This is a genomic window from Streptomyces sp. NPDC038135, from assembly GCF_055601245.1.
On the sequence record NZ_JBVJXS010000001.1, the window covers coordinates 500,871 to 526,149 of the forward strand.

Here is a 25,279-nt window from a genome sequence, read left to right on the forward strand (position 1 = left end):
CACGGCCCCCCTGATTCGGTTCAGGGGGGCCGTACGGGGAGTTACTTGGAGAGATGGCCCGGGCCGAAGGCCTGGGGCAGCATCTCGGAGAGCGGGAGGACGCCCTCGGGAGTGTCCAGCAGCAGGCCGGGGCCGCCGAACTCGTAAAGGAGCTGGCGGCAGCGGCCGCACGGCACCAGCAGGGCGCCCTCGCCGTCCACGCAGGTGAAGTGCGTGAGGCGGCCGCCGCCCGTGCGCTGGAGCTGCGAGACGAGCCCGCACTCGGCGCACAGGCCGAGCCCGTAGGAGGCGTTCTCGACGTTGCAGCCGGAGACCGTGCGCCCGTCGTCGACCAGGGCGGCCACGCCGACCGGGTAGCCCGAGTAGGGGACGTAGGCGTGGGTCATGGCCTCCCGCGCCTCGGCGCGCAGCGGCTCCCAGTCGAAGCCGGCGTCCGGCGCGGCCGTCACTTGCCCTGCCCCTTCCGGTACCGCATGCCGTCCGCCTTGGGCATGCGCAGCCGCTGGGCGGAGAGCGAGAGCACCAGCAGCGTCACGACGTACGGCGTGGCGCCCACGAAGTCGCTCGGGACCTCGTCGGTGAGCAGGTACCAGGCCAGGACGAGCCCGCCGACGACGAGGCTGACGGCGCCCTGCCAGACGGCCGAGCGGTACAGCTTCCAGCCGGCCAGGACCACGAGCAGGACGACCAGCAGGAGCAGCAGGGCGTGCACGGTCGTGCCGCCGTTGCGCAGCTGCAGCGCGTCGGAGTAGCCGAACAGGCCCGCGCCCATGGCCAGACCGCCCGGCCGCCAGTTGCCGAAGATCATCGCCGCGAGGCCGATGTAGCCGCGCCCGCCGGTCTGGCCCTCCAAGTAGGTGTGGGAGGTGACCAGGGCGAGGAACGCGCCGCCGAGGCCGGCGAGACCGCCGGAGACGGCCACGGCCACGTACTTGTACTGGTAGACGTTGACGCCGAGCGACTCGGCGGCGACCGGGTTCTCGCCGCAGGAGCGCAGCCGCAGGCCGAACGAGGTGCGCCACAGCAGCCACCAGCTGCCGACGAACAGCAGCACGGCCAGGATCGTCACCACCGACAGGTCGGTGATCAGACCGCCGATGATGCCCGCGAGGTCGGAGACCAGGAACCAGTGGTGGTTCTGGACCGTCTGCAGGCCGTCGGACAGGCCCGGCACGGTGACGTGCGGCAGCGAGTCCACGGGCGGCGACTGCTTGGGGTTGCCGCCCGCCTCCGCCGGCTTGCCCTCGGCGAAGAACAGCTTGGCGAGGTACTGGGTGGCGCCGAGCGCCAGCAGGTTGACCGCGACACCGGAGACGATGTGGTCGACGCCGAAGGTGATGGTGGCGACGGCGTGCACCAGGCCGCCCAGGACGCCGAAGCCGATGCCGCACAGCAGGCCCAGCCAGGGGTTGGTCTGCCAGCCGACCCAGCCGGCGCCGAAGGTGCCGAGGATCATCATGCCCTCGAGGCCGATGTTGACCACACCGGCCCGCTCGGACCACAGACCGGCCAGACCGGCGAGGCCGATGGGCACGGCGAGGCCGAGGGCGGCGCCGACCTGTCCTTCGGAGGTGAGCTGGTCGGCGCCGGTGATGACGCGGACCGCGGCCACGAGGAGCAGCGCACCCGCGACGATCATGAGGATCTGGCCGAGCGACCGGCCCGAGCGCTTGCCGGCCGCGCTCTCCGCCTTGGGCGCCGCGGGCGGCGGCGCGTCGGTCATCGTGGCAGTCATCACGCCACCTCCTGCTTCATCGTCGGGGCGGCGGCCTGGGCGGCGAGTTCGGCGCCGACCCGCTGCTGCTGGCGCTTGAGGCCGTAGCGGCGGACGACCTCGTAGGCGATCACGACGCACAGGACGATGACGCCCTGGATCACGCCGAGGATCTCCTTGTCGTAGCCCTGGAACTCCAGGTGGTTGGTGGTGCGCTCCAGGAAGCCCCACAGGAGGGCGCCGAGCGCGATGCCGATCGGGCTGTTGCGGCCGAGCAGCGCGATGGCGATGCCGGTGAAACCGATGCCCGCCGGGAAGTCGTTGCTGAACTGGTGGCTGTCGTTGAGCAGGGTCGGCATGCCGATCAGACCGGCCACCGCACCCGAGATGATCATGCTGGTGGCGACCATCTTCTTCACCCCGACGCCGCTCGCGGCGGCGGCGGTGTCGGACTGGCCGACGGTGCGCAGGTCGAAGCCGAACCGGGTGCGGCCGAGCACGAACCAGTAGCCGATGCCGACGACCACGGCGACGACGATGAAGCCCCACAGGACGCCGGCCGGGCCGGTGTCGATGCTGAAGAAGTACGAGGACGACGGCAGCGGCTTGGTGGAGACGAGGGTGCCCGCCTGGTCGAGCTGGCCGAGCTTCCCGGGCTGCAGCAGGTAGGCGATGATCGCGGTGGCGATCGAGTTCAGCATGATCGTCGAGATGACCTCGCTGACGCCGCGGGTCACCTTCAGCACGCCGGCGATGGCCGCCCACAGGGCGCCGGTCGCCATCGCGCAGACGATGATCAGGGGGATGGCGATCCAGCCCGGCACGGTCAGCGCGCCGCCGAGGACGGCCGCGATGAACGCGGCGAGCCGGTACTGTCCGTCCACGCCGATGTTGAACAGGTTCATGCGGAAGCCGATGGCCACCGCGACACCCGCGAGGTAGTAGGTCGTCGCCTTGTTCAGGATGTAGACCTGGCTGTCGCTGGCGAAGCCGTAGGTCACCATGTCGCTGAAGGCGTCGCCCGGGTTCTTGCCGGTGGCGAGGATCACCAGGGTGGTGACGACGAGCGCGGCGACGATCGCCAGCAGCGGCGCCGCGATCCCGAGGAGCAGCCGCTCCTTGTCGATCCGTGAGGTCAGCTTGTTCATCGCGCGTCGTCCTCTGCGTGCTCCAGGTGGCCGGAGGCAGCACCCGTCATGGCGGAGCCCAGCTCCTCGGGGGTGATGGTCGCGGGGTCGGCGTCGGCGACCAGACGGCCCCGGTACATCACCCGCAGGGTGTCGGAGAGCCCGATGAGCTCGTCCAGGTCGGCGGAGATCAGCAGCACGGCCAGGCCCTCGCGCCGGGCCTGCCGGATGTGGTCCCAGATGGCCGCCTGCGCGCCGACGTCCACACCGCGGGTGGGGTGGGCGGCGATGAGCAGCTTGGGGGCGTGGCTCATCTCGCGGCCGACGATCAGCTTCTGCTGGTTGCCGCCGGACAGCGAGGCGGCGGTCACCTCGATGCCGGGCGTGCGGACGTCGTAGTCGCGGACGATGCGCTCGGTGTCGGTGCGGGCCGCCTTGATGTCGAGCAGTCCGCCGCGCGAGTTGGGCTTCTCCGTGACGTGGCCGAGGATGCGGTTCTCCCACAGCGGCGCCTCGAGGAGGAGGCCGTGGCGGTGGCGGTCCTCGGGGATGTAGCCCACGCCGGCCTCGCGGCGGCGGCGGGTGGGGGTGTGGGAGATGTCCTCGCCGTCCAGCGTGACGACGCCGGCGTCCGGGTTCCGCATGCCCATGATCGCCTCGACCAGCTCGGACTGGCCGTTGCCCTCCACACCGGCGATGCCGAGGACCTCGCCCTTGTGGATGGTGAAGGAGATCTCGTCGAGGATGATCCGCTCGACGCCGTCCAGGTCGGTCTGGGACAGGTGCACCTTGTCCACCGTGAGCATGGGGACGTCCGTGACGGTGGACTCCTCCGTCTCCGGCGTGGGCAGCTCGCTGCCGACCATCATCTCGGCGAGCTGCTTGGAGGTGGTGCTGCGCGGCTCGGCCGTGCCGACCGTGGTGCCGCGCCGGATGACGGTGATCTCGTCGGCGACGGAGAGCACCTCGCCCAGCTTGTGGGAGATGAAGATGACGGTGAGGCCCTCGGCCTTGAGCTCGCGGAGGTTGTCGAACAGGGCGTCGACCTCCTGCGGCACGAGCACGGCCGTCGGCTCGTCCAGGATGAGGGTCCGGGCGCCGCGGTAGAGGACCTTGAGGATCTCCACGCGCTGGCGGTCGGCGACGCCGAGCGCCTCGACCAGGACGTCGGGCCGGACGCCCAGGCCGTACGCGTCGGAGATCTCCTTGATCTTCGCGCGCGCCTTGCCGCCGATGCCGTACAGCTTCTCCGCGCCGAGGACGACGTTCTCGAGGACGGTGAGGTTGTCGGCGAGCATGAAGTGCTGGTGCACCATGCCGATGCCGCGGGCGATGGCGTCGCCGGGGTTGCTGAAGGTGACGAGTTCACCGTTGACCGCGATGGTGCCCTCGTCCGGCTGCTGCATGCCGTAGAGGATCTTCATCAGGGTCGACTTGCCGGCGCCGTTCTCACCGCAGAGGGCGTGTACGGTGCCCGTGCGGACCGTGATGTCGATGTCGCGGTTGGCGACGACGCCGGGGAAACGCTTGGTGATGCCGCGCAGTTCGACGGCAGCGGGAGGGCTGGACGCGTTGATGGCGCACTCTCCTCGGGGAAAGGGGCTGCGGGGGGAGGGCAGGCGTCGGCGACGCTAGCGCGGCAACTCGATGCTACACGCGTAGAGTTGACACATTGTTATGGCTCGGCGGGGGGCTGCGGAAGCCGCCCCCGCGCCGAGCCCGGGTCCCACGGGACCCGTCAGGTCACGGGGTGGTCTTGACCTTGACGGAGCCGTCGACGATCTTCTTCTTCGCCGCGTCCAGCTTGGCCTGGATGTCGTCGATGAAGCCGCCGCTGGTGGACAGCGAGACGCCGTCCTTGCTCAGCGAGTAGGTGTTGGTGCCGGTCAGCGGCTTGCCGCCGTGCACGGACTTGACGAAGTCGTAGACACCGAGGTCGACGTTCTTGACCATCGAGGTCAGGATCGAGTTCTTGTACTTGGCCAGACCCGGGATGCTGTACTGGTCCGAGTCCACGCCGATCGCCCAGGCGCCCTTGACGCCGTTGACGGCCTCGATCGCGCCGTTGCCGGAGGAGCCGGCCGCCGAGTAGATCACGTCGGCGCCGTTGTCCAGCATGCCCTGCGCGGCTTCCTTGCCCTTGTCGGGGCTGGCGAAGCCGGAGGTGTCCGAGCCGTGGCTCAGGTACTGGGTGTCGACCTTGATCTTCGAGTTGGTGTCCTTGACGCCCTGGACGTAACCCGCCTCGAACTTCTTGATCAGCGGGACGTCGACGCCGCCGATGAAGCCGACGTGGTCCTTCTTCGTCTTCAGCGCGGCGGCGACACCGGCCAGGTAGGAGCCCTGCTCCTCGGTGAAGGTGATGCTGTCGACGTTCTTCGCGTCCACCACCGAGTCGACGATGCCGAAGCTGGTCTTCGGGTACTTCGCCGCGACCTTGGTCATCGAGGCGGCGTACGCGTAACCGACACCGATGATCGGGCTGTACCCGGCCTCGGCCATGTCCGACAGGCGCTGCTCGCGGTCGGCCTCGGTGTCCGAGGTCTTCGCGGTCAGCTCCTTGATCTCGCCGCCGAACTCCTTCTTCGCCTTGTCGGCACCGCGCGCGGCGGAGTCGTTGAAGGAGCGGTCACCACGGCCGCCGACGTCGAAGGCGAGACCGATCTTGACGCCCTTGCCGTCACCGGAGGAGGACGACGACTTGTCGTTGTCGGAGGAGGTGCTGCCACACGCGGTGGCAGTGAGGGCGAGAGCTGCGGTGGCGGCACACGCAGCGGAAATCTTGGCTACCCGGCGCACGGGAAGGCTCCTTCACCTGACCTGAGCGCCTGTCGGCGCTTGATGTGAGCACCGGATCGGTGCTCAAGCCGAGACGCCCCGACGGCGTCGGCTTCGCGGCATCGTAACGCGCGTAGATGTCGCAAAACACCCCCTCACGAAGCCGTTATCTATTCGAGGCAAACACCGCCTGAACTCGACGTACCGGGCCTCTCACACGCCTGTTGCGCACAGTGCACGGTTGGCTTACGACCGTGTTGCCCCCGGCGGCCCGGGCCCCCGGGGCCGCGCCCGGGCCGTGGGGCCGGCTACATGTCGTCGAGCAGCGCGGCGGCCGTGAACATCTCCACGCCGACCGTGATGGCGTGCTCGTCGGCGTCGAAGTCGCCCTGGTGCAGATCCCGGACCATGCGGTCGCCGGGGGTGCGCACGCCCAGGCGGGCCATGGCGCCGGGCACGTTCTCCAGGTACCAGGAGAAGTCCTCGCCGCCGAGGCTCTGCTCGGTGCTCTCGACCGAGTCCATCCCGCGCCGGGCCACCATCGACCGGCGCAGCAGCTCGGCGGACTCCCGGTCGTTGACCACCGGCGGGACGCCCCGCACGTAGTTGATCTCCGACTTGGCGCGGTGCAGCGTGGCGATCTCGTCGATGGCCGCGTGCACGATGTCCGGTGCGTCCCGCCAGGCGTCCAGGTCGAGGCAGCGCACGGTGCCGGACAGCTCGGCGTGCTGCGGTACGACGTTCGGGGCATGGCCCGACTCGATCCGGCCCCAGGTGACGGCGAGGCCGGCGCGGGTGTCGACGCGGCGGGCGACCAGCGCGGGCACGTCGATCGCGACGCGGGCGGCCGCCGTGACCAGGTCGGTGGTCAGGTGCGGCCGGGCGGTGTGCCCGCCGGGCCCGTCCAGGGCGACCTCCAGCCGGTCGCAGGCGCTGGTGATGGGCCCGTGCCGCAGGCCGATCCGGCCGGCCTCGACCTTGGGGTCGCAGTGCACGGCGAGGATCCGGCCGACGTTGTCGAGCGCCCCGTCCCCGATCGCGACGAGCGCGCCGCCGGGCAGCACCTCCTCGGCGGGCTGGAAGATCAGCCGCACCGCCCGGGACAGCAGCCCCTTGGCCGCCAGGTCGGCGAGGACCAGACCGGCGCCGAGCACCACGGTGGTGTGCACGTCGTGGCCGCAGGCGTGGGCCCGGTCGGGCACGGTGGACCGGTACGGGCAGTCGGCCTTGGTGTCGGGGATGGGCAGGGCGTCGATGTCGGCGCGCAGGGCGAGCATCGGCACGGCGGTCCGTTCCGCCTCCTGCCCCTCGGCGATCCCGATGTCACAGAGCAGTCCGGTTCCGGTGGCGAGGACGCGGGGCTTGAGCCCGGCCTGCTCGAGCCGCTCCTTGATCGCGGCGGTCGTGCGGAACTCCTGGTTGCCCAGCTCGGGGTGCATATGGAGGTCACGGCGGAAGGCGACCAGTTCGGCGTGCAGGGACTCGCTGAGCACGCCGGGGAGCACGTCCCCGGGCACTTGGGCCTCGGACTCTCGGGACATCAATTGCTTCACCCTCTGAAGGGTAGGACGCCCGACCGGCCAACTGACCCCGGATCAACAAAAGTTCAGCCCGTTAGGGGAAGAAAATCGGACCGGCGGACGCATGGCGGCGGACTTCGGTGGGTAAAACCTCTGTTTCCTCTCTCCACGCATACCACGCATCACCGTCCCCACGCTCCCCCAGTCCGCCGAGCGGACGCACGCGCGGCCGGTGGCGGGCCAGGCGGAGCCCGGCGTCGGACGTCTCCCCGAGATGGCCCCCCGGCCCGCGACACCCACCCGGAGCTGCGCTTCCGCGCCCGCGCGCCGTCCTGCCCGACGCACGGGGCAGGAGCGGGCGCCGCTGGACCGATCGGGTTGACCGGGGCCGGGCGGCACCGGTGCTCCGGTGCCGCGGTGAAGCTCACATCTTGCTCAGAGAACGCCCGGACTCCCTCGGTCCGCCCTCCGGCACTGCCATGATCCGGTCAGCCGTCGGCCGATACCCGGCCGCTGTCAGACCGGGAGTGCCGACATGTCCATCCGGACCCTCGCGGGCCCGAGCCTCGCGTGCACGCTGCTGCTCGTCCCGCTCACCGGCTGCGCCTCCGCCCACGGCCGCCCGTCCGGGCAGGGCCGGCCGGCGGCGCCGGCCCCGGCACCGCACAGCACCCCGACGCACGCCCACCAGAGGCCCCCTGAGCTGGACGCGGGCGAAACCCTGGCCGGCCGCCTCGCGGTGACGACGGGGAACGCGAGCATCGCCTTCGGCAAGGGCAGAAAGGGCGACGCCCTGATCCTCGCGGTGCGCTGCCAGGGCACGGGACGCATGAGGGTCGCCGTCCGCCCCGTGCACGTGTCCTTCCCGCTGGACTGCCGCGCCGGCCGGACGGGCACCGTCTACAACCAGGTGAACACCGGCGGCGCGGAGGACGGCGGCGTCGCCTCCGTCGAGGCCCCGCCGTCCGTGCGCTGGTCGATGACCATCGGCAGAGGCACGCCGCCGCGGGAGGAGCCCCCGGGCGACGACACCTGATCCGCTCCGAGGATCAGGCGTTCTTCGGCGCGGCCTGCTGCACCACGTCGAAGGACCACAGGGTGGAGCCGGAGGCGGCGGGCCTCGGCTTCTCGCCGCCCTCGCCGCCGCCCTGGTGGGCCGACTTCATCGGCCCCTCCATCCAGGCCTGGAACGACGCCTCGTCCCGCCAGCGGGTGTAGACGAGGTACTGGTCGGTCCCCTCGACCGGCCGCAGCAGCTCGAACCACTCGAACCCGTCGGAGTTCTCCACGGCGTGGGCCCGCGACGCGAACCGCTTCTCCAGCGTCTCCCGCTGCTCGGCCGGCACGGTCAGCACGTTGATCTTCACTACGCTCATGAACCCATACTGCCCCGCACCGGCACCCCTCGCTCACTCCCCCTCGAACAGCTCCGCCGCGTCCTCGGCACGCATCGCCCGCTGGGCCGCGGACTCCCCCGCCCGCATATCCGTCCGCGACTCCAAGGACCCGGCGGCCGGCGTCCTCGGGTTCGCGCCCGGCGCCTTCGCCGCCTTCGTCCGGAGTCTGAAGGAGCGTCACGCCGGCGCTTCTTGACCCTCACGCCGTGTCAGGCGGTCGACTCGGAGACGTCATGTTCACCATCGGAGACTTCGCCCGGCACGGCCGCGTCTCGGTCCGGATGCTGCGTCACTACGACGCGACCGGACTGCTGCGCCCGGCCCATGTCGACCCCGCGTCCGGCTACCGCTACTACACCGCCGCCCAGTTGGCGCGCCTCAACCGCGTGATCGCGCTCAAGGACCTCGGGCTCACCCTCAAGCAGGTCGGGGAGATCCTCGACGAGAAGGTGAGCAGCGAGGAACTGCGCGCCATGCTGCGGCTGCGGCGGGCGGAGCTGGAGGCCGCCATGACGGCCGCGGCGGACCGGCTGGTCCAGGTCGAGGCGAGGCTCCGGGCCATCGAGAGCGAGGGGCACATGCCCGAGAACGACGTCGTCATCAAGAGCCTCCCGGCCGTGCGGGTCGCGGAGCTGACCGCGGTCGCGGCGAGTTTCCAGCCCGAGGACATCGGCCCGGTCATCGGGCCGCTGTACGACGAGCTGTTCCGCCGTCTGGACGAGGCGGGCGTCAAGCCGACCGGGCCCGGGGTCGCCTACTACGAGGACGCGCCGGAGGGCGAGGGCAGGATCACCGTGCACGCCGCCGTGCAGGTGTCCGCACCGTTCCAGGACGGCGCGCTGCGGATCGTCGACCTGCCGCCCGTCGGCACGGCGGCGACCGTCATGCACCGCGGCTCGATGGACACCGTCCTCCCCACGGCCCAGACCCTGGCCCGCTGGATCGACGCCAACGGCTACCGGTCGACCGGCTACCCCCGCGAGGTCAATCTGGAGTGCCCGGAGAACCGCGACGACTGGGTGACGGAACTCCAGGCGCCGGTGACCCGGAGCTGACGCCCGCGGGGGCCGGCGTCGGGCTACTCCACGTCGATGCCGAAGTCCCGCAGGAGCTCCTCCAGGCCGCCGGTGTAGCCCTTGCCGCCGAGGACGAAGTCCCAGTCGCCGGTGGACCTGCGGCGGAACGAGCCGAGGACCAGGGCGGTCTCGGACGGCCGGCCGTCCGAGACCTCCAGGCACCCCAGCTCGGCCATCCCCGGATCGAGGAGCCTGATCCGGGCGTCCGTGAAGCCGGAGAGGTCGGCGGCCGGGTTCACCTCCGGATCGACGGCGGCCACGAGAACGAGCCGGTCGGCCTCGCGCGGCAGTCCGTCGAAGGAGACGCAGATCGCGGCCTTGTCGGGCGCGGTGGCGGGAAGGGCGCGCACCGTGCCGTCCGGCGTCCGGGGATTGTTGTAGAAGACGAAGTGATCGTCGCCGAGGACGGTGCCGCCCCGGCAGACGAGAGCGCACACGTCCAGGGCGACGTTCCCGGTCCACGACATGCCCAGGACGTTGTAGTCGTCGGGCAGCCGGGTGTCCGGCCCGTCGGACGCCGGCTGTCCGGCGGTCCGCCGGCCGCCGTCGCCCAGCCGCCCGGTCAGCCCGTGGCGGTGCAGCAGGTCGACGAGTTCGGGGCCGGAGACGAGTTCCAGCGGCTTGCCGTTGGCGAAGGTGTGCGAGCCGGGGCCGAACTTCGAGGTCGTCACGAGGACGCCCTTGTTGGCACCGACGTCCTGCACGGTTCCGTACAGGTCGCGCACGGCGGTGGGCGGCACCGTGTTCCGGTAGCGCTTCACCTGAACGACGATCTTGCCGCCGCGGATCGGCGCCGGATCCAGTGCGTCGACGTCGACGCCGCCGTCGTTGGAACGCTGGGTGGTGACCGCCTGCATCCCCATGGCCCGGAAGAGATCCGCGACGAGGTTCTCGAAGGCGATGGGGTCCATGGCGAACAGGTCGGGTTCCTCGTCGCCGCCGTGGGCGACCACGCGGTTCCCGACGTCCTGCGGCCGCCTGCCCGGCCGTACCGCTGTGAGCTGGTCCGGCCGGGCCGAGAGCTGCCCGCGCAGTGCGTCGGCCAGGCAACTGCACGCGTCCACCTGTGCCAGGTGCAGATCGCGGAACGAGGAGCGGGAGGCCATGACCGTCGCGAGGAAGATCTGGCCCGGCCTGCCCGTGGTGGGGTCGTGCCCGTCGACGAAGCCGTTCAGGGCGACCGATTCGAGCGCGCCCAACTCGTCGGCGGCGAACAGCTCGTGCAGTACGAGCAGCATGCACTGGGCGAGCACCTCCCGGTACAGGGCACGGCGCTGGCCCACGGGGCGGGGCGTCTCCTTGTCCTGGTCGGTCCCGGACACGTACCGAACGGCCTTGACCTCCGGCACGATGCCGTAGGCGGGCAGTTCCCAGTCCAGCACGAGCTGCCGCGCCGCCGGGTCGTAGGCCGCCGCCACCTGGCGCGGGAGATCCTCCGGCCACGCCGTGGAGGCGTAGAGGGCGGCGGAGAAGTACTCGATCACGGCATCGGGATCGTGGCGTCCCACCCCCTCGGTCAGCGCGGCGACGCCGGCGTTGTGCCTCCGGACCTCTTCGAGCCGGGCGTCGGCCCACTGCCGGTACTGCCGCTGGTACGCCGCCAGCTGCTGCTGCCGGTGCGCCTCCGCCGCCTGGGCGGCGTGCCAGTCGCGTTCGAAGCGGGCCCGGGCTTCGGCCTGCGCCTGGGCCCGGCGGCCCGTCGTCCAGCCGCTCTGCGTCTCGTAGCGGCTGAAGTCCGGCATCGGCACCGGCTGCGCCAGCGGGCCCGGCGAGAAGGGCTGGACCTCCTCGGGCCGCATGAGCGAGGCGGCCCGGAAGGCCGGTGCCCGGCAGCCCGCGGCGAGCAGTCCCCGCAGCGAGGCGACCTGTGCGTCCAGCTCCTCCGTACGCCGGAGGGCCTCCGCCTGCCGGTACTCGCGGTGGCTCTGGGCGGCTCGCCGCTGGTAGGTCCGCGCCTGCTGCTCCTGCTGTCTGCGCCGTCGGGCTTCCGCTTCCAGTTGGCGCTGCTGCTGCCGTTGCATCTCGGCCCAGGCACCGACGAAACCAGTGGAGCGACGACTCATGCGCTGCACACCCTCCCCGGGACGCCGGCAGCCGAAAGGCACTCTGGTTGCCCCCCGCAACCAGTTGTAACGGGAAGATTTTAGTGCCGCATCGGTCGGCGTTCACCCCGCCGTGATCGATCGGTGACAGGGACCGATGGCGGGGAGAGCACGCCCCGCCGTCAGGCCGGCCCCACCGCCGCCAGCCGGTGCACGTCCCGCGCCGTGCCCGTGACCCCGGACAGGAAGCCCTGTGCGCGGGGCGAGGCCGTCTCGGTGAGCCAGGTGGGGTCGATGTCGCAGACCGCGACGCGGACGCCGGTGCCGGCCAGGGCCAGGGGGAGGGTGTGGACGACGGTGGAGGGGAAGCTCAGGATGGTGCGGCCGATGGGGCCCCGGCGGGCGATGAGTTCCAGGGGGAGGTCGGGGCGGACGATCTCCAGGCCCGTCTCCGCGGCCAGGCGGTGGAGCTTGTCGGTGCTCTCGCGGCGGTGGGCGAAGTAGCGGGTGGCTCCGTGGGCCCTGGCCAGGGACTGGACGGCGGCCAGGTAGCGGTCGCCGTCGACCACGCCGGTCTCCACCAGGGAGGTGCCGACCATGTCGGCGCTCGCGGTGATGCGCGGCGGGCCGAAGCGGGCGCGGGTCCAGGCGAAGTCGTTGACGGTGACCGTGACGCCGTCCGGGGTCTCGGTCACCGGCATGGAGGAGAAGACCTCGACGCGGCGGTGCTCGCTCGGGGTGAGGCGGCGGCGGGCCGAGGAGGAGACCGGGGCGAAGAGCAGGTCGCGGGGGCCGGGCCGGCCGCCCTTGCGGTGCCAGCGGACCAGGCGTTCGCCGCGGGCGAGCTGGGCGACGAACTCCATGGTCGCGGTGCCGTCGTCGACGACGACCAGGTCGCGGGCCCGGGTGATGGTCAGGAGCAGTTGCACGTAGCGGGAGAAGGGGTCTCCCATGACGATGCGGTCGGCGCGGCGCAGCGGGCCGGCCAGGCCGCCGATGGTGTGGAAGGGCGCGGTCGTGCCGCCCCGCGCCTCCTCCCAGCGCACCCGGTACCCCTCGTCCCGGGCCAGGTCCGCCATGCGGCGGAGCTGGCCCCGGGTCATGGGGTCGGTCGGGGACAGCACGACGAGGGTGAGCTCCGCGTCGGCCGCCGCCGGAGCGCCGGCCGGTGCCCGGCGTATCTGCGCGGGCACGGACGGCAGGCCGTCCGTTCGCGCGCCCTGCAGGCCGTGCAGGTGCGCCCACTCCAGTACGTTCAGCAGCTGTACCGGGCTCTCCACGAAGGCGAGCGTGCGGGCAGGGTGGCCGGGGTGACCGGCGCGGGGGCTCATCGGCGTGCGACCGTCCCGTCTCAGGGAAACCGTTGGGCGATCGGGGTGGTCAGACCGCGACCGGCTCGCCCGCGGCCGCCGCGATCTCCGCCTCGGCGACGACGCCGGGGACGCGGCGCAGCTTCTTCATCGGGCCCATCTCGGAGTCGTAGACCTTCTTGACGCCGTCGCCGAGGGAGGCCTCGATGGTGCGGATGTCGCGGACGAGGCGCTGCAGGCCCTGCGGCTCGACGGAGGCGGCCTGGTCGGAGCCCCACATGGCGCGGTCGAGGGTGATGTGGCGCTCGACGAAGGTGGCGCCGAGGGCGACGGCGGCCAGGGTCGTCTGCAGGCCGGTCTCGTGGCCGGAGTAGCCGATCGGGACGTTCGGGTACTCGTCCTGCAGGGTGTTGATGACGCGGAGGTTCAGCTCCTCGGCCTTGGCCGGGTAGGTCGAGGTGGCGTGGCAGAGCAGGATGTTGTCGCTGCCCAGGACCTCGACCGCGTGGCGGATCTGCTTCGGGGTCGACATGCCGGAGGACAGGATGACCGTGCGGCCGGTGGCGCGCAGGGCGCGCAGCAGCTCGTCGTCGGTGAGGGAGGCGGAGGCCACCTTGTGGGCGGGGACGTCGAACTTCTCCAGGAAGGCGACGGCCTCGGTGTCCCACGGGGAGGCGAACCAGTCGATCCCCTTCTCCTTGCAGTACTCGTCGATCTGGCGGTACTCGTCCTCGCCGAACTCGACCCGGTGGCGGTAGTCGATGTAGGTCATCCGGCCCCAGGGGGTGTCGCGCTCGATGTCCCACTGGTCGCGCGGGGTGCAGATCTCCGGGGTGCGCTTCTGGAACTTCACGGCGTCGCAGCCGGCCTCGGCGGCCACGTCGATGAGCTTGAAGGCGTTCTCCAGCTCACCGTTGTGGTTGATGCCGATCTCACCGCAGATGTAGACGGGGCGGCCCGGGCCGGCCTCGCGCGTACCGAACGTGCGGATGCGGGAGTTGGTGCTCATGGCAGGAGATGTCCTTACTTGGGGAGGGAATCGAGAGAGGGGCCGAGGATCCAGCTGGCGATCTCTCGGATCGCGCCGTCACCGCCGGGGACGGTGGTGACCGCGCGTGCGGCGCCGCGTACGACGTCGTGGGCGCTCGCGACCGCCACGGGCCAGCCGACGAGGGCGAAGCACGGGAGGTCGTTGACGTCGTTGCCGACGTAGAGCACGCGCTCCGGCGCGATGCCCTGCTCCTCGCACCACTGCTTGAGGGCGAGGTCCTTGCGGTCGATGCCGTGCAGGACCGGGAGCTTGAGCTTCCGGGCGCGGGCGGCGACCACCGGGTTCTGTTCCGTGGACAGGATCAGCATCTTCAGGCCGCTCCGGCGGAGGGCCGCGATGCCGAGTCCGTCGCCGCGGTGCACGGAGACGAACTCCCGTCCGTCGGAGTCGATCAGCACCCGGTCGTCGGTCTGGGTGCCGTCGAAGTCGAGGACTACGGCGTCGATGTCGTCGTAGGCGGGCAGGGCGCTCGGCCGGTCCGCGTCGAAGAGCGGGGCGAGGGCGCGGGCGCGGGCCAGGTCGTGCGGGTCGTCGATCTCCAGCACCCGGGCCGGGTCGGTGCGGACCAGTTCGGTGTGGCCGAAGAAGCGGTGCCCGTGCTCGCGGAAGCCGGCCGCGTCCATCGCGTAGGCGGCGCCGGTCTCCAGCAGGTCCTGGGGGCGGTCCTGGCGGCGGGGGCGGAACGACTTGTCGTGGTTGACGCCGTAGCCGCCGCCGGCCGTCCGGGTGCCGGGGACCGTCGTGGTGTCGACGGCGCTCAGGGAGGCGCCGACGGCCGTGCCCGGGCCGGGGCCGGCCGTCATCGGGTCGTCGGCCGCGTCCCGCCAGACGAAGCCGTGGAAGGCGGCGACGGTCACGGCGGTGTCGGCGCCGTTCTCGACGACGGCGGCGGCGACCGCGTCCACGTCCTCGCGGACCAGGAACGGGCTGGTGCACTGCACCAGCAGGACGACGTCGACGGGGGCGCCGTGCAGGGCCTCGTGCGCGTCCATGGCGTGCAGGACGGCGGCCTCCGAGGTCGCCGTGTCACCGGCTATGGCGGCGGGGCGGAGCACGACCTCGGCGCCGGCCTGGCGGGCCTCTGCGGCGATGGCCGGGTCGTCCGTGGAGACCACGACGTCGGTGACCAGCCGGGTCGCCCGGCACTCGCGCACCGCGCGGGTGACGAGCGGGACGCCGCCGACCGGGGCGAGGTTCTTCGCGGGCACGCCCTTGGAGCCGCCGCGGGCGGGGATCACCGCGAGCACCCGGGGCACCGAGGCCCCTGGTTCCGCGTCCGTGTGGGGCATGGGGTTCTCTCCTTGACGTGGGATCCGGCCGCTCACAGCTCCCCCATCCGCCGGATCACGGGGGCCACCCGCTGCACGCCGTGGCGGTAGGCGCCGCGTGCGGCCCGGCGCACGATCTGGCGGACGGGGCCGGGCTCCTTGTCGGCGGCGGGCGCGCCGGGCAGCGGGGCGCCGTCGGGGCCGAGGTGGTGGCGGGCGAGGATGCCGGGCAGGTAACCGGGCGCGGTCTCGGGTGTGTAGTAGGGGTTCAGGGGCGGCAGGCCGCCCGGCCGGTCCAGCAGCTTGGTGATGCGTTCGCGGGCGCTGTCGAAGGCGGTTCCGTAGGAGCCGTCGGCCGAGACGCCCTGCCGGGTCAGCCACTCCGGGTCGGCGGCCGGGCGGTGCCCGGCGTCGAGCCGGTCCCAGGAGGCGAGGCAGCCGGATCCGGTGAAGTGGTGGTTGCCGAGCACCTCGCGCACGCCCAGGTCGGTCAGGACGGCCGTGGGGATGCGCCGGTGCAGGGCTTCGAGGGCGGCCGTGGAGCTGACCGTGACCAGCAGGTCGGTGCGGTCCAGCACCTCGCCCATGTGGCCGTACACCAGGCGGAAGTTGGCGGGCGGCGCCATGCCCTGGACCAGCTTCTGGTACGGCAGTTCCTCGATGTGGGTGGTGTGTTCGCCGGGCTTGGAGCGCAGCTTCAGCAGTACCTCGCGGCCGGGGTGCCGGCGGGCGTGCTCGATGAGCCGGTTCAGCAGGTAGGCGCGGTCCCGGCGGTTGTCCGGTACGGAGGGCTGGGCCGCGAACACCACGGTGTACGGGTCGTGTTCGCCGGCGTAGGGCTCCCCGCCGAGGAAGGGCAGCGCGACCTCGGTGACCGCGGAGGCGTCGGTGCCGACCCCTTCGTAGACGGCCCGGAAGCGGTCCGCGTCGTGCGCCGAGTTGGCGAGGACGAGATCGGCTCCGTGGCGCAGCAGCAGGCCGTCGGCGAGCTTCTCGTAGACGACGCCCACGTAGCCGGTGACGACGACGGGGCGCCTGCCGGAGGCCCAGGCGTTGCGCAGCCCGTGCAGCATCGCCTGCACACCGCCGCCGACCAGGGCGAGGACGAGGATGTCGTACGGTTCCTCGGCGCTGTCGCTCATCGCGCGCAGGAACTGGACGCCGGTGACCTCGCTGAGGGAGTCGGCGCGGACGCCGACCTCCCGGAGCTGGCGGGCGGTGGGGGTGGCTCGTCCGCGCAGGAGGTAGCCGTCGAGCCGGACGTCGGCACCGGTGGGGGTGAGGCGTCGCGCGGTGAGCGCGCCCCACTTCCACCGGGTGTCGGAGTCCGCCAGGACGGCGATCCGCAGGGACTTCGTTGCACTTGCTGGCACGTCGAAGACGCTAGGAAGGCATTCCGTTGTTCCGCCCAACCCGAATGCAACAAACGGTTAACAGCACATCGCCGAATGGCGAATCGGCCCGTGAGCGGCGCGGAAAAAGACCCGGTTCACAGCTTCGCCACGCGTCGTTCACCCGGTATCAAGCCGACGGTCAAGACGAATGGCGGGCCGCGCCCTAACGTCCGTGACGTGGTCAAGCTCTCCGTCATCGTGCCGTTCTACAACGTGCAGCAATACGCGCCCGACACCCTGAGGAGCCTCGGTGCGAACGCGCGTGAGGACTTCGAATTCATTCTCGTCGACGACTGCTCCCGCGACGGGACACCAGAGATCCTCGCGCGCGCGGAGCGCGAGCTGCCGGGCGCGGTCCTCGTCCGGCACGAACGGAACGGAGGGCTCGCGACCGCCCGCAACACCGGCATCGACCGGGCGCGCGGCGAGTACCTGACCTTCCTGGACGGGGACGACTGGCTCGCCCCCGGCTACTACCCGAAGCTGGTCGCCGCCATCGAGGAACTGGGCTGCGACTTCCTGCGCACCGACCATGTGCAGTGCACGGCGCGGGCCCGCACCGTGCACCGGGTGCCGGTCGGGCGGCGGAACGTGGTGCTGGATCCGCGCGCGGCGATCCTGCCCGCCGACCGGTCGACCTCCGTGGACTACGCCTACGCCTGGGCGGGCGTCTACCACCGCCGGCTGGTGGACAGGGGGCTGCTGCACTTCACCGACGGGCTGCGCACGGCCGAGGACCGGCCGTGGATCTGGAAGCTGCACCGGGAGGCGGAGTCGTTCGCCGCGGTCGGACTGCTCGGGGTGTTCTACCGGCGCGGGGTCGCCTCCTCGCTCACCCAGATCGGTGATGTCCGTCAGCTCGATTTCATTCGCGCTTTCGACCAGGTCGTCGCGGAGACCGCCGAGGACCCGGAATCCGGCGCTCTGCTGCCGAAGGCCGTCCGTACGTATTGCGCCATCATTTCCCATCACCTGGGATCCATCGAAAGGTTCGAGCCGGCGGTGGCGAGAAAACTGAAATCCCTGAGTTCCGCCGCGCTGCGGCGTATGCCGCAGGACGTGCTGGACGACGCGCTGGACTCCATGGACCTGCGGCGTGCCACCAAGCTGCGCCGGCTGCGCCGCCGCCCCGTCCCCGCGGGAGCCGCCGCGTGACCACCCAGATCTTCCAGGCGTCCTCGCTGTACGGCGTGGCCACGCTGGCCGCCGCCCTGGACTCCGGCTGCTTCCGCCCCGCCGGCCGGCGGATCCTGCTGGTCTGCAACAACGCGGCCACGCCCGAGACCACGCCGGGACCGCAGGAGATGCCCGGCTTCGAGCGGCTGCGCGAGCGCTTCGACGACGTGCTGTCGTACAACGAGACGTTCTTCCCCTTCCATCCCGGCGGCTGGGCGCCCCGGCCGGAGGACCTGCCGCTCTGGGAGCGGTATCTGCGCCTGGCGTGGCAGCTCGGCGACGAGCCCGTCGAGCTGGCCGTGGAGTCGATCCAGGTCAATCCGTCACTCGCGCTCGCCCAGATGTTCACCGGCGCCCCCGTCACCGTCTACGCCGACGGCCTGATGAGCTACGGCCCCACCCGGAACAAGATCGACCCGCTGGTCGGCACCCGCGTGGACCGGGTGCTCCACCTGGACCTGGTGCCGGGCCTGGAGCCGCTGCTGCTCACCGAGTTCGGCGTCCCGGCGGAGATCGTGCCGACGCCCGCCTTCACCAAGGTCCTGGCCGAACTCGCGCCGCAGGCCGGTGATCTGCCGGAGGTGGAGGAGCCCGCGCTGCTGCTCGGCCAGTACCTGTCCGCGCTGGGCATCCTCACCGCCGAGCAGGAGGAGGACCTGCATGTGCGGATGCTCAGGGGCGCTCGTGAACTCGGGCACGACACGGTGGTGTTCAAGCCGCACCCCACCGCGCCCGCGCGCTTCACCCGCACCCTGGAGGAGGAGGCGGAGCGGCTCGGGGTGCACCTCACCGTGCTGGACGCCCCGGTCCTCGCCGAGGTGCTGTACCAGCGGATGCGTCCGGCGCTGGTCGTGGGCTGCTTCTCCACCGCCCTGCTCACCGCGTCCGCGCTGTACGGCCTGCCGGTGGCCCGGGTCGGCACCGGGATGCTGCTGGAGCGGCTGACGCCGTTCGAGAACAGCAACCGGATCCCGGTGACCGTGGCCGACGCGCTGCTGCCGGACCTGGGCGACCGGGCCGCGGTGGACGGGCGGCGGCCCGGGATGGACGTGGCGGCGCTGGGCGCGCTGGTCCGCGCGGTGGGCTTCGCGATGCAGCCGAAGATCCTGCCCGGGCTGCGCGCCGAGACCGAGCGGTATCTCGCGGGCGGCCCGGACGAGCGGACCCTGCGCTACTTCAAGCGCAAGCGGCTGACCTCGCTGGCGCTGCCCGGCGGGGTGCCGTCCCAGCTCGCGTTCATCCCGCGCAACGCCACGGTCCGCCGGATGGCGCGCAAGGCGCGCGGGCTGCGCCGGGTCGTACGGCGCTGATCCCCTCTCCTCCCCTCTCAGGGCGGGCCCTTGCCGGGCCCGCCCTTCGCGGCGTTTCAGCGGCCGAGGATCGTGCGGATCCGGGCCGCGTTCTCCTGGGTGACCTTCCAGAGCGTCTCCTGCCGGTCGTGCACGTCGGCGACGGTCCGGTCGTGGTGGTCGAGGATGTCGAGGGCCCGCTCGGTGAGCACCTCGCCCAGGTTCCGCTCGTGCACCGAGACACCCCACTCGGGGCGCTCGATGTCGCTGAGGAAGTACGCCATCTTCGGGTGCGAGATCAGGCTGACGATGGGCGTGCCGACCCCGAAGGGGATCATTCCGGCGTGCCCGCGCATGCCGATGACCAGCTTCGTCTTGGCATAGGTCTCGCGGATGGCGTCGTTGTCGAAGTCGTACATCGGGATCACCGGAAGCGAGATCCCGTGTTCGCGGCGCAGGTCGAACGCGATCCGCTCGTCGTCCAGGGAGTGGGCGACGCAGCGGACCTCGGTGTGGGCGCCGATCGCGCGCACGGCCTTCGCCATCTCGGCGAGGAAGTGCCCGTAGTCGTGCCCGAAGCGCAGGCCCGCGCGGTCGTAGGCGGCGTTCAGCAGGACGGTGTCCTCGCGGTACGCCGGGTCCGACCAGCCGGTCACCAACTGGCGCATGACCGTGGTCGGGCAGGGCTGGAAGACGACGCGGTCGTGCAGCTCGGACGGGAGCAGGGAGCGGACCCTGGCGATGGAGCCGTGGTTGCGCAGCCCGAAGAAGGCGGACTTCTCCACCAGCAGCCGCAGGCTCTCGTTGAACCGCCGGGCGCGGTACGACTGCCCGTCGAAGGCGTTGAAGCCGACCGCGAACACCATGATCGGCACGTCGACGGCGCGCAGCCGCTCGTCCGGGACGTTCCACTGCCAGGCGCTGTTGCCGTTGGGCATGGTGTCGGGGATGAACAGTCCGCCGCCGCCGATGACCAGGCCGCGCCGGGCGTTGACCCGCTCCAGGGCGGCCTGGTCGAACAGCCGGTGGGCGTGGACGGAGTGCCAGCGGCGGGAGGTGGTGTCGGGGCCGAAGGCGAGCCGGACGGTCTCGGGCAGCAGTTTGTCGCCCGCGTTGCCCTGCCGGTCCATGTAGAAGGCGACGTGGGCGAGCTGGTCCTCGGCGGCGCCCTGTTCCTGGGCCGGGACGGCGGCGGCGCGCTGGGCCCACAGCCGGCTGGGGCGGTGGGTGGGATCCACGGTGAGGCCGGCGGTGGCGTGCCTGAGCGCCTCGGCGTTGTCGCCGTGCACCCAGGCCATCTGGGCGAGGCGGGCGTAGGCGGTGGCGGCCCGGTTGGGGGCGGCGGTGGCCAGCAGGAGCTGGGTCTTCGCCTCCGCGTAGCGGGAGACGCTCATCAGGGCGTGCCCGAACACCTCGTGCGGCCAGGCCTCGTCCAGCGGGATGCGCACACCGCTCAGCAGGTCGACGGCGTCCTGGTACTCGCCGGCCGCGATGTGCGCGGCGGCGACCTTGCGGGCTGCCTCCACGTCCCCGGTGCGCCGTACGTGCGGGGTGCCGTAATGCACCAGCAGGTCGTGGTGGAGGGTGCCGCCTCGGCCCAGGTAGGCCGTGTGGAACTCGGCGTCGGACAGCTCGAACTCCCGCCAGCGCTCCTCGGCCTGCTGGTACCCGGCCTCGCCGCCCTGCCAGGGCTTGTGCCGGCCGGTGAAGTGCAGGATCGCGGTGTCGTCCGGGACCGGCAGGTCGCCGGACAGGCGCCGCTTGACGAAGTTGTAGCGGGTGTCCAGGCGGACGAAGTCGCCGTCGAGCACGGCGTTGAGGATGCCCTGGTCGTGCTTGTCGAGTTCGTAGCCGCCGCCGCGCCCGACCTCGTCCAGCCGCGCGCAGAACGCGTCGGAGAGGTACTCGCGCTGGATGACCAGCAGTCCGGAGTTGAGCTTGTGCTGCCCGTAGAAGAACTGCGGGACGGCCGCCAGCCCCTCGCGCAGCGCGAGCAGTTCGCCCAGGTCGCCGAGGACGACCATGTCGGTGTCCAGGGTGATGACCGTGTCGTAGTCGCGCAGCCGGAAGACGTCGAGGATGAAGTACGCCTTGCGGACGAGGTAGTTGTCCTGGTCGCCCTTGACGTAGGAGTCGTAGTGGGCGGCGTCGACGCGGCGCAGCACGATCCTCGGGTGCAGCGCGCGGATGCGGGCGACGGAGGACGGCTTGAGGTCGTCGTGCAGGACGACGAAGTCCTCGCAGACGCCCGGGTTGGACAGGGCGAGGCTGCGCAGCAGGACGAGGAACCCGGGCAGGTAGTTCTCGTCGACGAAGCTCGCGAAGGCGATGCGCCGCTTCTTGGTCAGCGCGTGCGCGGAGGTCTCCGGTATTACCGGGGTGGCGGTGGTCATCGCAGGGATATCCTCATGTCGGTCACGCTCTGGGCCCGCTCCATGACCCATGCCTTCTCGCTGGTGTACTCGTGCACGGACGTGATCGCGAGCTTCATGGCCTCCGGCACGCGGTAGGCGCCGCTCTCGTAGAAGTCGAAGCCGATCAGGTCGAGGGTGGGGCTGACGTCCAGGAAGTCCAGCAGCCACAGCATGTTGAAGCCGGTGGTGGGAATGCCGGACCAGACGTCGTTGCCGAGCCGGCCGATGTTGCGGACGGGCCAGCGCAGCGACTCGTCGCCGAGGTACCGCTGGGCGCCGGGCACCAGGCGGTTGCGCAGCGAGTGCTTCCAGTCGCCGGAGACCCCGCCGAAGACGAGCCGGGTGGTCACCGGCTTGTCCCAGTTGAAGCCGTGCTTGTGGATGGTGGCATGGATGTCGGTGCGGCCGCCGGTGTGCTTCGGCTCGATGCGGTAGGAGTTGAAGCGCACGACGAGGTCGTAGTCGTCGATCCGGCCGCCGAGGCCGCTCTCGCCCACGCGGCCGGAGTTGGCGACCAGGCACACGGACTTGCCGGCGATCAGGTTGCGGAACTCGCCGAGGCCGATCCAGTTCACCCCGCCGACGGTGGGGTCGGCGACCGGGCCGCGCATCCGGACCCGGCGCTGCTCGGCGTAGAGGGCGACGGCCTCGGTGAGGTCGTCGCCGGGGACGCCGGTGCGCAGTTCGAGGTACTGGGACAGCAGTTCCTGCCGGTCGGCGACCGGGGCCTGCTCGGCGGCGAGCGCCAGCAGGGCGCCCACCAGCCGGGGTTCGGCCGCCTCCCAGTCACCGCCCGCGTGCAGGGCGAGGCCCTCGGCCCAGACGTCGGTGGCGGGTCCGGCGGCGAAGTCGGCGGCGCGCGGGCACCGGCGCTCCAGCAGCGCGAGCAGCTCGCGCTCGCGCTCGGCGGCCCGGCGCAGCCCGGTGATCCGGGCGGCCACACCGAAGCCGTCCTCCGTGGTGAGCTCCAGGTAGCGCTCGTACGCCTCGACGGCCTCGCGCTCCTCGCCGAGCGCCTCCAGGACGCGGGCGCGCAGCCGCCAGCCGGCCCGGGAGTTGCGGCGCTGGGCGAGGACGGTGTCGCTGATCCGCAGGGCGAGGTTCAGCTCGTCGTCGTAGCCGCACTCCAGCGCCTTGCCCGCGACGGCCAGCAGGGCGTCCAGCAGGTCGTTGCCGATGCCGCCGGCGGGCACGGCGGCGCCCTTGACGGCCCGTTTGAGCAGCGCGGTCGCGCCGCCGGCCGGGGCGGGCGCGGGGGCGGCGGTGCCGGTGGTGCTGGCCACCACGAGCAGCCTGCGAAGCTGCTCGGCCAGTTCCGTGCGCCGGCGGTCGAGGCTGCCCACGAGTTTGCCGCTGTGAACGGCACAGGCGCGCAGGCAGTCCTCCACTCCCCCTCCACTAGCGGGCGTCCGCCGGTTCTGGACCCTCGTCATAGCTCTCCTGATGTGTACCAAGCAAAGACTGTGTATACGGCGGCATGCCATGGGTTTGCCGAAACGTGGGGGTTGATGGAGAAACTAGGAAGCCAAAACGACGTCCGGGTTAACGAATTCGGACGGCACGGCGAATGGTTGGGCTGTCAACCAAGCCGTTTCCGTGATTCGCCCAGGTACCGGTGATGCGATAGCCGCGCACCGGGGACTTTCACAAAAGGGACCGGGATTATCAGCGGTTTATCGACTAGGTTCTGGGGCATCATGCCTGCTTCTTCGCCTTCCCTCACCGCCGCTCCCGCTCTCCCGGTGCCCGAGGCGGGCCCGTCCCCCGCCGCCCGCGCCGAGGGGCGGGGCCGGCTGCACGCCCTCGACGGCCTGCGGCTGGTGGCCGCGCTGATGGTCTGCCTCTACCACTACGCCGGACGCGGCGGCACGGTCTCGGAGTCTTGGCACCAGAGCCCGTCGCGCGTCTTCCCGACCCTGTCGCAGGTGGCGGCGTACGGCTGTCTGGGCGTCCAGTTCTTCTTCGTCATCAGCGGCTTCGTCATCTGCATGAGCAGCTGGGGCCGCGGCCTCGGCGACTTCTTCCGGTCCCGGGTCGCCCGTCTCTACCCCGCCTACTGGGTGGCCCTGGTGCTGGTCACCGGGGCGGCCCTGGTGCTGCCCGCCGTGGTGCACGCGGTCCGGCCGGACGAGTTCCTGGTCAACCTGACGATGCTCCAGCAGCCCATGGGCGCGCCGCGGGTGCTCGGCGTGTGCTGGACGCTCTGGGTCGAGGTGCGCTTCTACGCGCTGTTCGCCCTCTTCGTCGTCCTGCCCGGGGTCACCTACCGCCGGGTGGTGCTGTTCGCCTCCGTGTGGACGCTGGCGGCGGTGGTGTGCCGCACCAGCGGCAACGCGCTGACGGAACAGATCGTCATGCCGGAGTACGCACCCTTCTTCATCGGCGGTCTCGCCCTCTACCTGATCCACCGCTTCGGCGGCGACCTGCTGCTGTGGGGCATCGTTGCCGTCTCCTGGCTGCTGGGGCAGAGCACCGCGACGAGCGGGCTGTGGCACCCGGGCGCGCACGGCGACTTCGTCCGCAGCCCGCTCGTGATCCTGCTGGTCGTCACCCTCGCCTTCGCCGCCGTGGCGGCCGTGGCGCTGGGCTGGACCCGGCGGGCGAACTGGCCCTGGCTGGCCACGGCCGGCGCGCTGACCTACCCGTTCTACCTGGTCCACGAGCACCTGGGCTGGTTCGTCATCCGGGTGCTGCACCGGGGCCTCGGGCTGCCCCCGTATCCGACGCTCGCGGTGACCGTGCTGGGCATGCTGGCGCTGGCCTGGCTGATGCACCGGTTCGTGGAGAAACCATTCGGCCCGCGACTGAGAAGGGCATTGAAGAAAACCCGTACACCGGGAATTCCGGCGCCGTTCACCTTGCCGAAATGAATGCGGCTGAATACCGGCCGGGCGGGCGATCGGGACGTTGGTCGTCCGTTCACCTCTCCTTGGCTTCCGCCCCCGCCCTTCGGGGCGGACACCGGCCGGAGCCGACCGGCCGCGCGGCCCCGGTGCGTCCCCGGGCCGCCCGGACGGGCGGCCCGGCGGGCCCGGGTCCTACGCGCTCGCCAGCGACAGCTTGACCGCGAAGCCGAGGAACAGGGCGCCCGCCGCCGAGGTGGCCGTAGCCGACAGCCGCTTGCGGCGGCGGAAGGCGGCGGCGAGGCGGGTGCCGCCGAATATCAGCGCGCTCAGGTACAGGAAGCTGGCCGCCTGCGCGAAGGCGCCGAGGACGACGAAGGAGAGGGCCGGGTAGGCGTACCCCGGGTCCACGAACTGCACGAAGAAGGCGACGAAGAACAGGATCGCCTTGGGGTTGAAGAGGCTGACCACGAGGGCGCGGCGGAACGGCCGCTCCTCGGCCGCGACGACCGCGGCGGTCTCCTCGACCGCCTTCTCCCGCCGGGTCCGCCACATCCGCAGGGCGGACCGCATCATCCCGATCGCCAGCCAGGTCAGATAGCCGGCGCCGGCGTACTTCACGATGCCGAACAGCACGGCGTTGGCCTGCAGCAGCGAGGCGACCCCGGCGGCGGACAGCGTCATCAGCACGGTGTCCCCGCACCACACGCCGGCGGCGGCGGTATAGCCCGACCGCACACCGCGCCGGGCGGCGACGGAGAGGACGTAGAGCGAGTTGGGGCCGGGCAGCAGGACGATGAGCACGAGTCCTGCCAGGTAGGTGGGGAGATCGATGACGCCGAACATGGCAAGGAGTGTCGCACGCGGGTACGACACTCCG

At 71.6% G+C, this 25,279-nt stretch carries 21 protein-coding genes; 6 read left to right on the plus strand and 15 right to left on the minus strand.

Going from position 1 to position 25,279, the window contains the following annotated elements:
* Nucleotides 1–41: 41 nt before the first annotated feature.
* The 6 genes from ACZ7JA_RS02365 to ACZ7JA_RS02390 all read right to left on the minus strand — a co-directional run bounded on the left by ACZ7JA_RS02365 (nucleotide 42) and on the right by ACZ7JA_RS02390 (nucleotide 7,160).
* Nucleotides 42–449, minus strand: coding sequence for a cytidine deaminase (locus ACZ7JA_RS02365; RefSeq protein ID WP_351670070.1), 408 nt, complete (start codon nucleotides 447–449; stop codon nucleotides 42–44).
* A complete protein-coding gene (locus tag ACZ7JA_RS02370; protein WP_351670073.1) occupies nucleotides 446–1,735 on the minus strand; it encodes an ABC transporter permease in 1,290 nt (429 codons plus the stop codon). Before ACZ7JA_RS02370 ends, ACZ7JA_RS02365 begins: the two co-directional genes overlap by 4 nt.
* Nucleotides 1,735–2,862 (minus strand): ABC transporter permease, encoded by a 1,128-nt coding sequence (locus ACZ7JA_RS02375; protein WP_351670076.1) that lies wholly within the window; start codon nucleotides 2,860–2,862, stop codon nucleotides 1,735–1,737. The genes ACZ7JA_RS02370 and ACZ7JA_RS02375 overlap by 1 nt, the downstream gene beginning before the upstream one ends.
* Nucleotides 2,859–4,385: an ABC transporter ATP-binding protein gene (locus ACZ7JA_RS02380; RefSeq protein WP_351670336.1), complete on the minus strand. Its 1,527-nt coding sequence runs from the start codon at nucleotides 4,383–4,385 to the stop codon at nucleotides 2,859–2,861. The genes ACZ7JA_RS02375 and ACZ7JA_RS02380 overlap by 4 nt, the downstream gene beginning before the upstream one ends.
* Before the next feature lie 199 nt (nucleotides 4,386–4,584).
* On the minus strand, nucleotides 4,585–5,640 hold the full coding sequence (locus tag ACZ7JA_RS02385; protein WP_351670079.1) for a BMP family lipoprotein: 1,056 nt from the start codon (nucleotides 5,638–5,640) through the stop codon (nucleotides 4,585–4,587).
* Between the two features lie 287 nt (nucleotides 5,641–5,927).
* A complete protein-coding gene (locus tag ACZ7JA_RS02390; RefSeq protein ID WP_351670082.1) occupies nucleotides 5,928–7,160 on the minus strand; it encodes an amidohydrolase in 1,233 nt (410 codons plus the stop codon).
* Between the two features lie 514 nt (nucleotides 7,161–7,674).
* On the opposite strand from ACZ7JA_RS02390, the gene ACZ7JA_RS02395 reads away from it, so the two are divergent.
* Nucleotides 7,675–8,175: a hypothetical protein gene (locus ACZ7JA_RS02395; RefSeq protein WP_470806880.1), complete on the plus strand. Its 501-nt coding sequence runs from the start codon at nucleotides 7,675–7,677 to the stop codon at nucleotides 8,173–8,175.
* Nucleotides 8,176–8,188: 13 nt separating this feature from the next.
* Here the strand turns inward: ACZ7JA_RS02395 and ACZ7JA_RS02400 are convergent, their stop codons facing one another.
* Entirely contained in the window at nucleotides 8,189–8,515 is a 327-nt protein-coding gene (locus ACZ7JA_RS02400; RefSeq protein ID WP_403674639.1) for an antibiotic biosynthesis monooxygenase family protein, read from the minus strand.
* On the opposite strand from ACZ7JA_RS02400, the gene ACZ7JA_RS02405 reads away from it, so the two are divergent.
* Complete coding sequence (locus ACZ7JA_RS02405; RefSeq protein WP_389446055.1) at nucleotides 8,514–8,732, plus strand: DUF397 domain-containing protein; 219 nt, start codon at nucleotides 8,514–8,516, stop codon at nucleotides 8,730–8,732. The two genes, ACZ7JA_RS02400 and ACZ7JA_RS02405, sit on opposite strands and share 2 nt — an antisense overlap.
* 37 nt (nucleotides 8,733–8,769) lie before the next feature.
* Nucleotides 8,770–9,591 carry a MerR family transcriptional regulator gene (locus tag ACZ7JA_RS02410; protein ID WP_470806882.1) on the plus strand — a complete coding sequence of 274 codons (822 nt, stop codon included), beginning with the start codon at nucleotides 8,770–8,772 and terminating at the stop codon, nucleotides 9,589–9,591.
* Between the two features lie 23 nt (nucleotides 9,592–9,614).
* Here the strand turns inward: ACZ7JA_RS02410 and ACZ7JA_RS02415 are convergent, their stop codons facing one another.
* The 5 genes from ACZ7JA_RS02415 to ACZ7JA_RS02435 all read right to left on the minus strand — a co-directional run bounded on the left by ACZ7JA_RS02415 (nucleotide 9,615) and on the right by ACZ7JA_RS02435 (nucleotide 16,656).
* Complete coding sequence (locus ACZ7JA_RS02415; protein WP_470806884.1) at nucleotides 9,615–11,675, minus strand: restriction endonuclease; 2,061 nt, start codon at nucleotides 11,673–11,675, stop codon at nucleotides 9,615–9,617.
* A gap of 161 nt (nucleotides 11,676–11,836) precedes the next feature.
* On the minus strand, nucleotides 11,837–12,985 hold the full coding sequence (locus tag ACZ7JA_RS02420; protein ID WP_389303829.1) for a hypothetical protein: 1,149 nt from the start codon (nucleotides 12,983–12,985) through the stop codon (nucleotides 11,837–11,839).
* Between the two features lie 49 nt (nucleotides 12,986–13,034).
* Nucleotides 13,035–13,973, minus strand: coding sequence for an N-acetylneuraminate synthase family protein (locus tag ACZ7JA_RS02425; RefSeq protein ID WP_351670102.1), 939 nt, complete (start codon nucleotides 13,971–13,973; stop codon nucleotides 13,035–13,037).
* Nucleotides 13,974–13,987: 14 nt separating this feature from the next.
* On the minus strand, nucleotides 13,988–15,304 hold the full coding sequence (locus ACZ7JA_RS02430) for a cytidylyltransferase domain-containing protein (RefSeq protein WP_470806886.1): 1,317 nt from the start codon (nucleotides 15,302–15,304) through the stop codon (nucleotides 13,988–13,990).
* Nucleotides 15,305–15,336: 32 nt separating this feature from the next.
* The gene (locus ACZ7JA_RS02435) at nucleotides 15,337–16,656 is read right to left on the minus strand and encodes a DUF6716 putative glycosyltransferase (RefSeq protein ID WP_470806887.1); all 1,320 of its coding nucleotides are present in this window, start codon (nucleotides 16,654–16,656) and stop codon (nucleotides 15,337–15,339) included.
* Between the two features lie 198 nt (nucleotides 16,657–16,854).
* Here ACZ7JA_RS02435 and ACZ7JA_RS02440 point away from each other — a divergent pair, with 198 nt between their 5' ends.
* Both ACZ7JA_RS02440 and ACZ7JA_RS02445 read left to right on the plus strand, forming a co-directional pair.
* A complete protein-coding gene (locus ACZ7JA_RS02440; RefSeq protein WP_389446048.1) occupies nucleotides 16,855–17,832 on the plus strand; it encodes a glycosyltransferase family 2 protein in 978 nt (325 codons plus the stop codon).
* Nucleotides 17,829–19,163 (plus strand): alpha-2,8-polysialyltransferase family protein, encoded by a 1,335-nt coding sequence (locus ACZ7JA_RS02445; RefSeq protein WP_389303822.1) that lies wholly within the window; start codon nucleotides 17,829–17,831, stop codon nucleotides 19,161–19,163. The genes ACZ7JA_RS02440 and ACZ7JA_RS02445 overlap by 4 nt, the downstream gene beginning before the upstream one ends.
* 56 nt (nucleotides 19,164–19,219) lie before the next feature.
* On the opposite strand, the gene ACZ7JA_RS02450 is transcribed toward ACZ7JA_RS02445, so the two are convergent.
* Together ACZ7JA_RS02450 and ACZ7JA_RS02455 are read right to left on the minus strand one after the other, a co-directional pair.
* Complete coding sequence (locus ACZ7JA_RS02450; protein ID WP_470806889.1) at nucleotides 19,220–21,535, minus strand: glycosyltransferase; 2,316 nt, start codon at nucleotides 21,533–21,535, stop codon at nucleotides 19,220–19,222.
* A complete protein-coding gene (locus ACZ7JA_RS02455) occupies nucleotides 21,532–22,989 on the minus strand; it encodes a hypothetical protein (RefSeq protein WP_351670120.1) in 1,458 nt (485 codons plus the stop codon). Before ACZ7JA_RS02455 ends, ACZ7JA_RS02450 begins: the two co-directional genes overlap by 4 nt.
* Before the next feature lie 264 nt (nucleotides 22,990–23,253).
* Here ACZ7JA_RS02455 and ACZ7JA_RS02460 point away from each other — a divergent pair, with 264 nt between their 5' ends.
* Entirely contained in the window at nucleotides 23,254–24,426 is a 1,173-nt protein-coding gene (locus ACZ7JA_RS02460) for an acyltransferase family protein (protein ID WP_351670123.1), read from the plus strand.
* A gap of 168 nt (nucleotides 24,427–24,594) precedes the next feature.
* Here ACZ7JA_RS02460 and leuE read toward each other — a convergent pair whose 3' ends face one another.
* Nucleotides 24,595–25,245, minus strand: coding sequence for a leucine efflux protein LeuE (gene leuE / locus ACZ7JA_RS02465; RefSeq protein ID WP_351670126.1), 651 nt, complete (start codon nucleotides 25,243–25,245; stop codon nucleotides 24,595–24,597).
* Between the last annotated feature and the right edge of the window lie 34 nt (nucleotides 25,246–25,279).

Excerpts from the sequence above, each read along its gene's own strand:
- ACZ7JA_RS02400 (WP_403674639.1), bottom strand. The coding sequence starts at position 8,515 with ATGAGCGTAGTGAAGATCAACGTGCTGACCGTGCCGGCCGAGCAGCGG.
- leuE (WP_351670126.1), bottom strand. The coding sequence starts at position 25,245 with ATGTTCGGCGTCATCGATCTCCCCACCTACCTGGCAGGACTCGTGCTC.
- ACZ7JA_RS02390 (WP_351670082.1), bottom strand. The coding sequence starts at position 7,160 with ATGTCCCGAGAGTCCGAGGCCCAAGTGCCCGGGGACGTGCTCCCCGGC.
- ACZ7JA_RS02410 (WP_470806882.1), top strand. The coding sequence starts at position 8,770 with ATGTTCACCATCGGAGACTTCGCCCGGCACGGCCGCGTCTCGGTCCGG.
- ACZ7JA_RS02395 (WP_470806880.1), top strand. The coding sequence starts at position 7,675 with ATGTCCATCCGGACCCTCGCGGGCCCGAGCCTCGCGTGCACGCTGCTG.
- ACZ7JA_RS02450 (WP_470806889.1), bottom strand. The coding sequence starts at position 21,535 with ATGACCACCGCCACCCCGGTAATACCGGAGACCTCCGCGCACGCGCTG.
- ACZ7JA_RS02375 (WP_351670076.1), bottom strand. The coding sequence starts at position 2,862 with ATGAACAAGCTGACCTCACGGATCGACAAGGAGCGGCTGCTCCTCGGG.
- ACZ7JA_RS02430 (WP_470806886.1), bottom strand. The coding sequence starts at position 15,304 with ATGCCCCACACGGACGCGGAACCAGGGGCCTCGGTGCCCCGGGTGCTC.
- ACZ7JA_RS02415 (WP_470806884.1), bottom strand. The coding sequence starts at position 11,675 with ATGAGTCGTCGCTCCACTGGTTTCGTCGGTGCCTGGGCCGAGATGCAA.
- ACZ7JA_RS02460 (WP_351670123.1), top strand. The coding sequence starts at position 23,254 with ATGCCTGCTTCTTCGCCTTCCCTCACCGCCGCTCCCGCTCTCCCGGTG.
- ACZ7JA_RS02425 (WP_351670102.1), bottom strand. The coding sequence starts at position 13,973 with ATGAGCACCAACTCCCGCATCCGCACGTTCGGTACGCGCGAGGCCGGC.
- ACZ7JA_RS02405 (WP_389446055.1), top strand. The coding sequence starts at position 8,514 with ATGAACCCATACTGCCCCGCACCGGCACCCCTCGCTCACTCCCCCTCG.
- ACZ7JA_RS02370 (WP_351670073.1), bottom strand. The coding sequence starts at position 1,735 with ATGACTGCCACGATGACCGACGCGCCGCCGCCCGCGGCGCCCAAGGCG.
- ACZ7JA_RS02455 (WP_351670120.1), bottom strand. The coding sequence starts at position 22,989 with ATGACGAGGGTCCAGAACCGGCGGACGCCCGCTAGTGGAGGGGGAGTG.
- ACZ7JA_RS02420 (WP_389303829.1), bottom strand. The coding sequence starts at position 12,985 with ATGAGCCCCCGCGCCGGTCACCCCGGCCACCCTGCCCGCACGCTCGCC.